Consider the following 12,546-nt stretch of genomic DNA (forward strand, 5'->3'; position numbering starts at 1 on the left):
TATTGAAATCCGTCCATGCATCCCCAGTTGGGAGAAAAATTTTTTCCGTGTAACTATCGTTAGACAGAGGTGAACCACAATGGCCGTATCCGAAAAGCAAACCCTGGGCTTCCAGGCAGAAGTCAAGCAGCTGCTGCAATTGATGATCCATTCCCTGTACTCCAACAAGGAAATCTTTCTGCGGGAGCTGATTTCCAATGCTTCCGACGCCGCCGACAAGCTGCGTTTCGAAGCCATCAACAATGGCGCGCTGTTCGAGGATGATCCCGACCTGAAGATACGCGTGGACTTCGACAAGGAAGCCCGCACCATCACCATCTCCGACAACGGCATCGGCATGAGCCGCGACGACGCGGTGGAACACCTGGGCACGATCGCGAAGTCCGGCACCAAGGAATTCTTCTCGAAACTCTCCGGCGACCAGCAGAAGGATGCTGCCCTGATCGGCCAGTTCGGCGTGGGCTTCTACTCCGCCTTCATCGTGGCCGACCGCATCACCGTCGAATCGCGCCGCGCCGGGCTGCCGGCTTCCGAAGGCGTGCGCTGGGAATCCGGCGGCGAAGGCGACTTCACCGTGGAAGCGATCGACAAGCCGAGTCGCGGCACCGACATCATCCTGCACCTGCGCGAAGGCGAGGACGACTTCCTGTCGTCGTGGAAGATCAAATCCATCATCCGCAAATACTCCGACCATATCTCCCTGCCGATCCAGATGAAAAAGGAAGAGTGGAACGAGGAAAAGAAGGAGATGGTGGTCACCGACGAACCTGAAACCATCAACCAGGCCAGCGCGCTGTGGGCGCGCAACCGCGCCGATATCACGCCCGAGCAGTACACCGAGTTCTACAAGCATGTGTCGCACGACTTCCAGGACCCGCTGACCTTCACCCATAACCGGGTGGAAGGGCGCAGCGAATATACGCAGCTGCTGTATATCCCGTCCAAGGCGCCGTTCGACCTGTGGGACCGCAACAAGCGCGGCGGCATCAAGCTGTATGTGAAGCGCGTGTTCATCATGGATGACGCCGAGCAGCTGATGCCCGTGTACCTGCGCTTCGTCAAGGGCGTGATCGACTCGGCCGACCTGCCGCTGAACGTCTCGCGCGAGATCCTGCAGGAGTCGCGCGACGTGAAGGTGATCCGCGAAGGTTCGACCAAGCGGGTGCTGGGCATGCTGGAAGAACTGGCCAACAGCGACGAGCAGGAAGGCAAGGACAAGTACGCCACTTTCTGGACCGAGTTCGGCCAGGTGCTGAAGGAAGGCATCGGCGAGGACAGCAACAACAAGGAGCGCATCGCCAAGCTGCTGCGCTTCGCCTCCACCCAGAATGACAGCGACGCCCAGACCGTGTCGTTTGCCGATTATGTATCGCGCATGAAGGAAGGCCAGGACAAGATCTACTACGTCACCGCCGAAACCTATGCGGCGGCCAAGAACAGCCCGCACCTGGAGATCTTCCGCAAGAAGGGCGTGGAAGTGCTGCTGCTGACGGACCGCGTGGATGAATGGATGCTGTCCTTCCTGCAGGACTTCGACGGCCGCGAGCTGGTGTCGGTGGCCAAGGGCGACCTCGACCTCGGCAAGCTGGAAGACGAGACCGAGAAGAAGCAGCATGAGGAAACCGAGGCGCAGTACAAGGACCTGGTCGAAAAGATGAAGACCGCGCTGGCCGACAAGGCCAAGGAAGTGCGCGTGACTTTCCGCCTGACCGATTCCCCGGCCTGCCTGGTGGCCGACGAGAACGAACTGTCGGGCAACCTGCTGCGCATGCTGAAGGCGGCCGGCCAGAACGCGCCGGAATCCAAGCCCATCCTGGAGATCAACCCGGACCATCCGCTGGTGCAGCGCCTGAAGTACGAGGAGAGCAAATTCGATGACTGGGCCAACATCCTGTTCGACCAGGCCGCGCTGGCCGAAGGCGGCACGCTGAGCGACCCGGCCGGCTTCGTGAAGCGGCTCAATGAAATGCTGCTGGGGATGGCGACGCGGTAAAGGCACCGGCCGCGGGGTCGTGCAGTGATCCCATCGCCCATCAACGAGACCGGCCATTGCGCCGGTCTTTTTTCGCCGATCGAAAAGCGGCCAGTGCCGTTGTCGCGTGCATGGTCCGCAGCCAACACCCCGGCTTGCGCAAGCAGCAAGGACAAACAACGGCCCCTCGAAAGCTTCCTGAACCATACCGCTGGTCCCGGCACTTACGCCCGTTCCTCGCCGGCTGGCGAGTGACAGCATCTGGCATGCAACCAGCAATCTCATGAACAGGAGGGTTAACTGTGTATCCAGCAAACAGTTCGAGCAGCGCCTCGTATGCAAATTTTTCCAGCTCGGCCGGACTAACAGGCCGCGCGGACATCGCAACGCACCAGCCCGGATCTACGGGCTATTTGGCCAGCCTTGAAACATGGGCAGCCAGCGAAGGTAACGGCGCCAAGGCGATAGCGGTCATCAAGTCCTGGCTTGCCAAGGGCAATAACACGGCCATACTTGACCTCTCCGAACTGGTCCTTCAAAGCCTGCCGCCTTTACCCCAGGGCCTGGAAAAACTGATGGCGCACCATAACCGGCTAAGTGCCATTCCGGAGAATCAGTTGCCGGCTAGCCTCAAGGCGATTGACATCCACAGCAACCAGATCACTGCCCTACCGGAAGCCCTGCCAATTACGAATCTGCGCCTGATCAACGCTGCCAACAACCAGATCCACAGTCTGTCCGGGGACGCCTTGATCCTGCACCCCGATTGCAAGGTTTATTTACGAGGCAACCCCATCGACGAATCCGTGCTGTGCAAACTGTATGGGCCTGAGCTGAATGAGAGAGGTATGCGGCAGTACTCGAGCCCATCGCAAGCCCCACGGCAGGCGAACGCTGGAAGGGAAACCGCGGCGACGGCGCGGACACTGGCGGATATGCTTCCCATGGCGGAGTTGCCCCAGGGGTTCAACGTTGAGGAACTGGCTTCCAAATTGCCGGATGTCGATGCTTTCTGCGTCTTGTTAAAGCATTTCCGCGCCACCGCTTCGTTCCAGGATCCGACATTCCGCCAGTTGCTCGCGCAATTGACGACCCAGATCGTGTCCGATCCCGAGCTTGGCGCAAAGGCGTGCAGTCTGGCGCAGGAACTCAAGCCTCCCCTGGACATGAAAAGCCTTCAGCGCTACCAGGTCGCATATATCTTTCATAAGCTTCGGCTCCATGCAATTGACAGAGACATTGTGAACGGAGCTTTCGCTGGTAGCTCTGCCGACGTTGTGCGCCATCTGCGACGCAAGTTTCGCGCACAGGCCGCGGAAGCAGAGACGTCAGGCTATCTGTGGCCGGATCTGCGCGGGCAGCAAGACTACCGAAATCAGGTCACTGGCAGCGTCATGGTAAAGATGTCCAAAGACATGGACCTCGCAGTCGACATGACTCACGTGAACGACAAAAACGAGGTCTGCGACCCGGAACCGCTCCGCACACTGACAATCACCAGCAAGGTGAAAAACCAGGAGATCAGGGAGTTCACATCCTACCTCGCGGCTCACGATTCACCGGCGGCGATGTTGCTCAAACATGCGAACCCGCAGATTGCCGCCATCATGAACCGGGTCACCGATGCGGACGGCAACTTGATCTCCGGTGACGCGCTCACTGCAATGCATTTGCAAGACCTGAAGGACTATTTTGTTTCCAATGGCATTCCCGATCCGACATTGCCGGTCTGGAAGCAGGACAACAATCCCGGTTCGTTCACCTTCAACGGCATAGGACCTAACGGCGCGTCCAGGTTTGAGATCAAGGAGGTGCCCACCTACAAGACGCAGTGAGGCGAAAACCGCATTACGCGATCACCACCTTGCAAGCAGCAAGCGAGATCTTGAATGCTCCCCGGATTATCCGGGGGCGTGACAGAAGCAGCATGAGTGAAAAAGGTTTATGTCGGCCACCCGGAGCGCAGCGAGCAAGGACGGTGTTGCAGACTGCACTGCGAGGCATGACACAGTTGATCAGCGAATGCCGTTGCGGTGAAATCACTTTCTGCTGCAAGGCCACGGATAGCAATAGCATCAACGGCCGATTCCGTGACCACCTACATGATGCAAATCCCACGCAAGCTGCGCGGCACGGGCTGAATGGATTGTCTACGCCAGGCACTAAAACCACGCCGCCATTATGGGGCAGCTCGATCGGACCTTGTCCGCCTGGGAGCATCACCTTGCGATGGATCACGCGCCACTTGCGGTGAACGATGGCCGGGGACATCAACTGGAATAGCTGGAGAAAGATGAAAACATGAGCAGCAAGCACTCTGGTTCATGCCTGTGCGGCGCAGTACGCTTTGAAGTGGAAGGCGATTTTGAAAAGTTTTTTCTTTGTCACTGTGAGCACTGTCGCAAGGACACCGGCTCGGCTCACGCCGCAAACTTGTTTTCTTCGGTCGCGCGCTTGAGATGGATTGCTGGTGAAGACAAGACGACATTATTCACTCTGCCCTCGACCAGACACAGCAAATGCTTCTGTTCCGTTTGCGGGTCGGCGCTGCCAACCCTGCAGATGGAAGGCCAAGTGCTGGTTGTTCCGGCCGGCAGTCTCAATAGCGAAGTCTTGCTCAGGCCAGACGCCCATCTGTTTGGTTCCAGCCGCGCTAACTGGGACAAGGAATTGGAAAAAATACCGATGCTGTAGCTCCATCCTTCGTATTTCATCGCGCAGCTACTTCAGCAAGCATTCGCCCAGCCAGTTTCGTCAGTATTGCTTGCCGTACTCCGTTAGGGCACCACATCAAAGCATGACCCGGGATGACGGTGCTGGCACCAGATCAATTCGCAAAAAATCTGGCACATAGCGGTCGCCGCCTCAAGCCGGCCCAGACAATACGGGCAGTAAGGCAAGAGGAGCGGCGACGCCAGAACCATTTTGTCACGCGCTCTTGCTCAGGGCCGCCAGCAGCTTGGGCCCCGCCATCGCCTGACCATTCCCTTGCTCCATTGCATGCACCAACTCCACGATCTTCCGGCTGGCAGGCGCATCCCGCCCCACGCTGCCCGCCAACGCAACCACGGCGCCACTCAGGTAGTCAATCTCGGTGCGCCGACCAGCCTGCAAATCCTCCCACATCGAGGAACGCGCCTCCGGATCGATGCGCAGCGAGGCCGACGCCAGGCGCTTGTACAGCCAGTCCGGCAGCCGCAGCAGCTTGAGCAGCCTGTCCGGCGCCACCTTGGCCACCTGGGCCGGCGCGATGCCGGCGGCCCGCAGCACACCCAACGCCTCATCCATCAACAGCGCCAGGCAGCGGCGGTAGCTGCGTTGCGAGAGCTGGGCCTTGAGCGGCAGGCCGGACAGGGCATTGATCCCATTATTCAGGTTCAGCAGCAGCTTGCCCCACTGTACCGAGACGAAGTCAGCCCGCTGCAGCAGCGGCAGGCCGGCCGCCTCGAACGCGGCAAGCCATGGCGCCAGCGCCGGCGACGCTTCCACCATCAGGCTGCCTTCGGTGCCGCGATGGAAGCGGCCATCTCCTGTCTGCACCACGTTGAACGGCACCATGCCGGCCAGCACCTGGCGGCCCGGCAAGGCGCGCCGCAAAACGTCTGCATTGCCAATGCCGTTCTGCAGGCTGATGACCACCGCATCGTCTGCGGCATGGGCCGCCAGCGCCTGCGCCGCGGCCGCGGTGTCGGCGCTCTTGACCGTTACCAGCACCAGACCGGCACCGGCCAGCGCCGCCGGATCCTCGCTGTAGCGCACCCGCTCGGCTGGCAACTGGAAGCGGCGGCCATCCATGTCGCTGATGGCCAGGCCATGCCGGGCGATCCGCTCGCCCACCCTGGCGCGGCCGATCAGCACCACGTCGGCGCCGCCGGCAATCAGCGCGCCGCCGACGAAGGCGCCGATGGAGCCTGCGCCGAAGATGGCGATGGTGGAAGGCGTTTTGTTATCAGCTGTCATGGCTGGCACCGGAAATGCCAATATGGCCGATCAAAGGGCATCATTGCTGTCTCCTGGCATTGTTGTTGTTCTACTGAAGGACAAGATTATAGCTGGCATGCACGACCCCTCAGGCTAGCGCAAACCCCTGCGCCCCTTTTCTGGATCGCAGCATCCTTCCAGCCGTACAATGCGGTCTTTCCCACGTCGATGGCGCGGCCGGACTTTGGAGAATGGCAGATGAAAGCTTCCTATGACAAAGACATCGTGGCCTGGGCGCAGGAACAGGCGCGGCTGCTTCGCTCCGGCAAATTGTCCGAACTGGACGTGCAGCATGTCGCCGAGGAAATCGAAGACGTGGGTAAAAGCGAACAGCGGGAGCTGGCAAGCCGGATGGCCATTCTGCTATGCCATTTGTTGAAATGGGTCCATCAGCCCGATTACCGGGGCGCCAGTTGGGAAGCCACCATACAAACGCGGCGCAGCAGGATTGAACGTCGATTAAGGAAAACACCCAGCCTGCAGGCCTGCTTTGCCGACAGCGACTGGTGGGCGGATGCCTGGGATGCCGCCATTGACCTGGCCGCATCGGAGACCGGCATCAGTTACCGGCGCTTTCCGGCTGAATGCCCGTGGAACGCCGAAGAGGTGATGTCACGCGAATTCTTTGGCTGATCTGCAGCCCGACATCGGGTTCGTACGCCACGATGGCGGTCGCAGTCATGCCAAGCAGCCTGCCCGCCGTGCCGGTATCATTGGCGACTTTGCCGGCTCCCGATGAAACCCCCTGCTCCGCCCGCCAGCCTGTCTTCCTCCGAACGGGCAATCCATGCGCCCACCTGGCTGCCCACCCTGTTCGCCATCGCCTGCGGCCTGATCGTCGCCAACCTGTATTACGCGCAGCCGCTGGTCGGCCCGATCGCCGCCGATCTCGGCCTGTCGCCTGGCCTGGCCGGCCTGCTGGTGACGCTGACCCAGATCGGCTATGGCCTGGGCCTGCTGTTCATCGTCCCGCTCGGCGACATCCTGGAAAACCGCCGGCTGGTGCTGACCCTGATCGCTGCCTGCGCGGTGTCGCTGGCAGCAACCGCGCTGGTGCGCAATGCGCCGCTGTTCCTGGCCGCCGCGGCGGCGATCGGCTTCACCTCGGTCACGGTGCAGATCCTGGTGCCGTGGTCGGCCCATCTGGCCACCGAGGCCAATCGCGGCCGGGTGGTGGGCAATGTGATGAGCGGCCTGATCATCGGCATCATGATGGCGCGGCCGGTGTCGAGTTTCGTCGCCTCGCTCTGGGGCTGGCATGCGATCTACGGCCTGTCGGCCGGGCTGATGGCGGCGCTGGCCGCGCTGCTGCTGTTCATCCTGCCGCGCCGCCAGCCGGATGCGAACCTGCATTACGGCCAGCTGCTGGCTTCCCTCTGGCAGCTGGCCCGCAGCCAGCCGGTGCTGCGGCGCCGGGCCTTCTACCAGGCCTGCCTGTTCGGCGCCTTCAGCCTGTTCTGGACCACCGCGCCGCTGCTGCTGACCGGCCCGGCCTTTGGCCTGAGCCAGCGCGGCGTTGCGCTGTTTGCGCTGGCCGGCGTGGCTGGCGCGGTGGCCGCGCCGATCAGCGGGCGCCTGGCCGACCGCGGCCATGGCCGCATGATGAGCACGGTCGCCATGCTGATGGTGGCGGCCGGCTTCCTGATCAGCCTGGTGGCGCAGGACGGCTCGATGCTGGCACTAAGCCTGCTGACCCTGGCCGCCATCGTGCTCGACTTCGGCGTCACGGCCAACCTGGTCACCAGCCAGCGCGTGATCTTTGCGCTCGGCGCCGAGTTCCGCAACCGCCTCAACGGCCTGTTCATGGCGACCTTCTTCATGGGCGGAGCGGCCAGTTCGGCCATCGGGGCCTGGGCCTATGCGCATGGCGGCTGGACGCTGGCATGCTGGATCGGCCTGGCGCTGCCGGCGGCGGCCCTGCTCTTCTTCCTGAGTGAACGCCGTGGCTGAGTCTCCCCTGCTGACCGGCCTGGCCCCGGTGATCGACCCTGACATCCATACCCTGGTCCTGGGCAGCTTTCCCGGCGCCGCGTCGCTGCGCGCCGAACGGTATTACGCCCATCCGCGCAACCAGTTCTGGAGGCTGCTGGGCGCGGTGCTGGGCGAGCCGCTGTACGACCTGCCCTACGACGAGCGCCTGCAAAGGCTGCTCGCGCGCCATGTCGGCCTGTGGGATGCGCTGGCCGCCTGCGAGCGGCTGGGAAGCCTGGATGCGGCCATCCGCCGGCCGCAGGCGAATGACCACCTGCTGCTCAGGGAGCTGTGCCCGCGCCTCTCCCGCGTCTGCTTCAACGGCAAGACATCCGGCAGCTATGCGCCGCTGTATGCCGACGCCGGCTATGAAACCGTGGTGCTGCCGTCGAGCTCGCCCGCGAATGCCCGGCTGTCCTTCGACGACAAGCTTGCGCAGTGGCAGGCCATCAACCGATAATCCCGCATGCTTATCAAACGTAAATCCATCGAGAAAGAAGAGTCGCTGCGCCGTCCCGGCCCCGCCGGCGCCCGCCCACCCCGCAAGCCGAAGTACGCCCCGGTCACGCTGTCGGAAGAGGATGGCGTGCGCTTCCTGCACTTCGGCACCGAGTGGGTCCAGGGCGCGATGCGCCTGCGCAAGCCCGACTGGATCGAGCTCGAATATGCGCAGCAGATGATGGCCTGGATGCTGTTCATCAGCGAGCCGCAGCACATCGTGCAGCTGGGCCTGGGCACCGGCGCGCTGACCAAATTCAGCTATCGCCAGTTTCCGCAGGCGCGGGTGACGGCGGTGGAGCTGAACCCGTCGGTGATCGCGATCTGCGAATCGATGTTCAAGCTGCCGCCCGAGGACGAGCGCCTGACCGTGCTGGAAATGGACGCCGGCGAATTCGTCGCCGACCCGGCCCGGCGCGGCACGCTGGACGCGCTGCAGATCGACCTGTACGACGCCACCGCCCGCGGCCCGGTGCTGGACACCGCGGAATTCTATGCCGACTGCGCCGCCTGCCTGGCGCCTGGCGGCATCGCCACCGTCAACCTGTTCGGCGACCATCCGAGCTATGCCAAGAACCTGAAGGCAATGCGGCATGCCTTCGCCGACGTGATTGCGCTGCCCGAAGTCCACGATGGCAACGTGGTGGCGCTGGGCTTTCGCGACAAGCCGGCGCTCGACTTCCCGCTGCTGTATGAACGCGCCGCCGCGATCCGTGCCGCCACCAGGCTGCCGGCCCGGTCATGGGTCAATGGCATCAAGGCTTCCCGCCCCGCGCAAGGCGCATGAGCAGCCAGCCGCCCAAGCTGCTCGACCTGCACCAGATCTTCACCTGGCTGGTAACCGACCGCACGGTCGCGCAGGCCGATGCACGCGCCGCCTACAGCCAGGCCCAGGCGCTGCAGAAGGCCAGCGCCATGGCCATGCATCCGCTGGTGGCGGTGGCGCAGGTGAAGCTGCAGTCGGCACAGCCGCCGCACCGGCCGCTGACGCTGGACTGGCTGACCGAGTGGCTGGCGGCCCGCAGCGGCCTGCCGTTCTACCGCATCGATCCGCTGAAGATCGATTTCACCCGCGTCGCCGACGTGATGTCGGCCACCTATGCCGCCCAGTTCGGCATCCTGCCGGTGGACATGACGGCCAGCGTGCTGACCGTGGCCACGGCCGATCCGCTGCGCACCGAATGGGTGGCCGAGATTTCCCGGCTCAGCCGGCGCGAGGTGCGGCTGGTGGTGGCCAGCCCGCTCGACATTGCGCAGTACACGGCGCAGTTCTTCGCGCTGGCCAAGTCGATCAAGGGCGCCACCCGCCAAGGCGGCCAGGACCTGGCCCTGCGCAGCAATTTCGAGCAACTGGTCGAGCTCGGCCGCGGCAACCGCCAGGTCGACGCCAACGACCAGCACATCATCAACATCGTCGACTGGCTCTGGCAGTACGCCTTCGAACAGCGCGCCTCCGACATCCACCTCGAACCCAAGCGCGACGCCGGCCTGGTGCGCTTCCGCATCGACGGCGTGCTGCACCAGGTCTACCAGGTGCCGCCGCAGGTGCTGCTGGCGATGACGTCCCGCATCAAGCTGCTGGGCCGGATGGACGTGGTGGAGAAGCGGCGGCCCCAGGACGGCCGGGTCAAGACCCGCACCGCCGGCGGCCAGGAAATCGAACTGCGGCTGGCCACCCTGCCCACGGCATTCGGCGAAAAGCTGGTGATGCGCATCTTCGACCCGGAAGTGGTGGTCAAGACGCTGGCGGAACTGGGCTTCCCGGCTGCCGACGCCCGGCGCTGGGACCAGCTGACCGCGCGCGCCAACGGCATCCTGCTGGTCACCGGCCCCACCGGTTCCGGCAAGACCAGCACCCTCTACACCACGCTGAAAGTCCTGGCCACCCCCGAAGTCAATGTCTGCACGGTGGAAGATCCGATCGAGATGGTGGAGCCGGCCTTCAACCAGATGCAGGTGCAGAACGGCATCGACCTGTCCTTCGCCGACGGCGTGCGCGCGCTGATGCGGCAGGACCCGGACATCATCATGGTGGGCGAGATCCGCGACCTTGCCACTGCCGAAATGGCGATCCAGGCAGCGCTGACCGGGCACCTGGTGCTGTCGACGCTGCATACCAACGACGCGCCCTCGGCCGTGATGCGGCTGCTGGAACTGGGCGTGCCGCACTACCTGCTGGAGGCCACGCTGGCCGGCATCCTGGCGCAGCGCCTGGTGCGGGTGCTCTGCCCCTACTGCAAGAGCGATGACGGCATGCTGACCGACGAGGTCTGGCGCAGCCTTGCCCAGGGCGAGGCGCTGGCAAAGCCGCAGCGGGTGTATCGGCCGGTCGGTTGCCCGGAATGCCGCCAGACCGGCTTTCGCGGCCGCACCGGACTCTATGAATTGCTGACGGTGACGCCGGCCTTTTCCCGGCTGATCACCGCCAGCACCGAAACCCGCCTGCTCGGGACGCAGGCGATGCAGGACGGCATGACGCCGCTGCGGGTGGCGGGGGCGCGCAAGGTCGCCGAAGGGCTGACCACGGCGGAAGAAGTGCTGAAGGTGACGGCGGCAGTGTCGCAGGAGGGAGAGCCGAACCGACCCGGCTGATATTTCCTCATTGCAATATGCTAAAATACTTGTTCGCGAACAAAAAAAACCCGTCTCATTGTGAACCCCGAGATCGCCCGGCGCCTGCAGCTTTGCGCCACCCTGCCCAGCCTGCCCGCAATCGCCCTCCAGGTGATCGAACTGGCCAATTCCCCGGCCACCCACATGGGACAGCTATGCGACGTGCTGGCGCGCGATCCGGCCCTCACGGCAAAACTGCTGAAGGTGGCCAATTCCGCCTTTTACCAGAGCCGGCGCAAGCCCTCGAACGTGCGCGAGGCGGTGGGGCTGATGGGCGTGCGCGCGGCCATCATGATTGCCCTCTCGTTCTCGCTGGCCAGTTCCTTCCGCGGCCAGTCCGGCGCCGCCCTGGACATGACGCTGTTCTGGCGGCGCGCCCTGCTGTGCGCCATGGCGGCGCGGGCGCTGGGCGCCCGTCGCGGCATGAGCAACCTGGACGACCTGTTCGCCGCCGCCCTGCTGCAGGATGTCGGCATCCTGGCGTTCGCCAGCATGATGCCCGATGAATACGCCCCCCTCCATGCCGCCGCCGCCAGCAACGACGACCTGCTGCGGGCCGAACGCGAAGCCTTCGGCTGCGGCCATGACGAGGCCGGCCACTGGCTGCTGTCGCGCTGGCAGTTGCCGCCCTACCTGGCGCAGGCCTGCCTGGCCAGCCACGGCCAGCAGCCCGAGCTGGCGTCGGACATGCATGCCTGCATCGCCCTGTCCGGGCCGGTTGCCGACCTGGTGCTGCACTCCGGAAATGCCGTCGTGGCGACCCGCGCCGCCAGCGCCGCGCAGCGTCTCGGCCTGGACGCCGCGGCGGTCTCGGACGCGCTGGGAAGGCTGACGGCGGCGGTGCCCGCGATCGAAGAGCTGTTCGACATGCGGCTTCTGCGGCCGTCGGAGGCGGCTGCGATGCTGGCCCATGCGCAGGAGCTGCTGGCATCGCACCAGATCCACGAGATGCGCGAGATGGAAGCACGTTCCCAGCGCGATGCGCTCACCGGCGCCCATAACCGCCGTTATTTCGAGGAAGCGGTGCGGCGGGAATTCGAGCTGTCCTCGCGCCATGGCTGGCCGCTGACCATCGCCCTGGTCGATCTCGACCATTTCAAGCAGATCAACGATACCTACGGCCATCAGGCCGGCGACCAGATGCTCATTTCCATGGTGCGCGCGGTCATGAGCGAACTGCGGCAGGAAGACCTGTTTGCCCGCTATGGCGGCGAGGAGTTCGCCCTGGTGCTGCCCGGTACGCCGCTCGCGGCGGCCGGCAAGCTGCTGCTGCGGCTGAAGAAGGTGATCGGTGGCCTGATGGTGCACCATGAACAGCACCTGATCACCGTCACCGCCTCATTCGGCATGGCGGCCCACATGGATGGGGACCAGCGTTTCGACAGCCATGAGACCTTCATCCGGGCGGCCGATGAAGCGCTGTATGCGGCCAAGCATGCCGGCCGCGACCGGGTGGCGCAGCGCGAGCACGACGGCTCCGGCTTCCGCTTCTACCAGTAGCCATTCCGCGG

10 protein-coding genes are annotated in these 12,546 nt (G+C 63.9%); 9 read left to right on the top strand and 1 reads right to left on the bottom strand.

Going from position 1 to position 12,546, the window contains the following annotated elements; translation table 11 throughout:
- Positions 1 to 79: 79 nt before the first annotated feature.
- The 3 genes from htpG (at position 80) to IGW04_RS02010 (ending at position 4,666) form a co-directional block, all read left to right on the top strand.
- A complete protein-coding gene (htpG, locus tag IGW04_RS02000) occupies positions 80 to 1,993 on the top strand; it encodes a molecular chaperone HtpG (RefSeq protein WP_194711326.1) in 1,914 nt (637 codons plus the stop codon).
- A gap of 281 nt (positions 1,994 to 2,274) precedes the next feature.
- Entirely contained in the window at positions 2,275 to 3,807 is a 1,533-nt protein-coding gene (locus IGW04_RS02005; RefSeq protein ID WP_194711327.1) for an NEL-type E3 ubiquitin ligase domain-containing protein, read from the top strand.
- Positions 3,808 to 4,273: 466 nt separating this feature from the next.
- Positions 4,274 to 4,666 carry a GFA family protein gene (locus tag IGW04_RS02010; protein ID WP_194711328.1) on the top strand — a complete coding sequence of 131 codons (393 nt, stop codon included), beginning with the start codon at positions 4,274 to 4,276 and terminating at the stop codon, positions 4,664 to 4,666.
- A 234-nt stretch (positions 4,667 to 4,900) separates the two neighbouring features.
- Here IGW04_RS02010 and IGW04_RS02015 read toward each other — a convergent pair whose 3' ends face one another.
- Positions 4,901 to 5,932 (bottom strand): 2-dehydropantoate 2-reductase, encoded by a 1,032-nt coding sequence (locus IGW04_RS02015; RefSeq protein ID WP_194711329.1) that lies wholly within the window; start codon positions 5,930 to 5,932, stop codon positions 4,901 to 4,903.
- Positions 5,933 to 6,151: 219 nt separating this feature from the next.
- On the opposite strand from IGW04_RS02015, the gene IGW04_RS02020 reads away from it, so the two are divergent.
- The 6 genes from IGW04_RS02020 (at position 6,152) to IGW04_RS02045 (ending at position 12,535) form a co-directional block, all read left to right on the top strand.
- Positions 6,152 to 6,586 carry a DUF29 domain-containing protein gene (locus IGW04_RS02020; protein ID WP_194711330.1) on the top strand — a complete coding sequence of 145 codons (435 nt, stop codon included), beginning with the start codon at positions 6,152 to 6,154 and terminating at the stop codon, positions 6,584 to 6,586.
- A 102-nt stretch (positions 6,587 to 6,688) separates the two neighbouring features.
- On the top strand, positions 6,689 to 7,903 hold the full coding sequence (locus tag IGW04_RS02025) for an MFS transporter (protein WP_194711331.1): 1,215 nt from the start codon (positions 6,689 to 6,691) through the stop codon (positions 7,901 to 7,903).
- A 7-nt stretch (positions 7,904 to 7,910) separates the two neighbouring features.
- Positions 7,911 to 8,384 (top strand): DNA-deoxyinosine glycosylase, encoded by a 474-nt coding sequence (locus IGW04_RS02030; RefSeq protein WP_194711401.1) that lies wholly within the window; start codon positions 7,911 to 7,913, stop codon positions 8,382 to 8,384.
- 6 nt (positions 8,385 to 8,390) lie between these two features.
- Positions 8,391 to 9,209, top strand: coding sequence for a spermine/spermidine synthase domain-containing protein (locus IGW04_RS02035; protein ID WP_194711332.1), 819 nt, complete (start codon positions 8,391 to 8,393; stop codon positions 9,207 to 9,209).
- Positions 9,206 to 11,014: a GspE/PulE family protein gene (locus IGW04_RS02040; RefSeq protein WP_194711333.1), complete on the top strand. Its 1,809-nt coding sequence runs from the start codon at positions 9,206 to 9,208 to the stop codon at positions 11,012 to 11,014. Before IGW04_RS02035 ends, IGW04_RS02040 begins: the two co-directional genes overlap by 4 nt.
- 60 nt (positions 11,015 to 11,074) lie before the next feature.
- Positions 11,075 to 12,535, top strand: a complete 1,461-nt coding sequence (locus IGW04_RS02045; RefSeq protein WP_194711334.1) for a sensor domain-containing diguanylate cyclase — start codon at positions 11,075 to 11,077, stop codon at positions 12,533 to 12,535.
- Positions 12,536 to 12,546 lie beyond the last annotated feature (11 nt).

The sequence above is a fragment of the Noviherbaspirillum soli genome, assembly GCF_015352955.1.
GTDB classification, from domain to species: Bacteria; Pseudomonadota; Gammaproteobacteria; order Burkholderiales; family Burkholderiaceae_D; genus Noviherbaspirillum_A; species Noviherbaspirillum_A soli.

What these genes read in the sequence shown, in the direction of transcription:
- IGW04_RS02020 (WP_194711330.1), top strand. Translation starts at nt 6,152, where the DNA reads ATGAAAGCTTCCTATGACAAAGACATCGTGGCCTGGGCGCAGGAACAG.
- IGW04_RS02010 (WP_194711328.1), top strand. Translation starts at nt 4,274, where the DNA reads ATGAGCAGCAAGCACTCTGGTTCATGCCTGTGCGGCGCAGTACGCTTT.
- IGW04_RS02040 (WP_194711333.1), top strand. Translation starts at nt 9,206, where the DNA reads ATGAGCAGCCAGCCGCCCAAGCTGCTCGACCTGCACCAGATCTTCACC.
- IGW04_RS02015 (WP_194711329.1), bottom strand. Translation starts at nt 5,932, where the DNA reads ATGACAGCTGATAACAAAACGCCTTCCACCATCGCCATCTTCGGCGCA.
- IGW04_RS02025 (WP_194711331.1), top strand. Translation starts at nt 6,689, where the DNA reads ATGAAACCCCCTGCTCCGCCCGCCAGCCTGTCTTCCTCCGAACGGGCA.
- IGW04_RS02035 (WP_194711332.1), top strand. Translation starts at nt 8,391, where the DNA reads ATGCTTATCAAACGTAAATCCATCGAGAAAGAAGAGTCGCTGCGCCGT.
- htpG (WP_194711326.1), top strand. Translation starts at nt 80, where the DNA reads ATGGCCGTATCCGAAAAGCAAACCCTGGGCTTCCAGGCAGAAGTCAAG.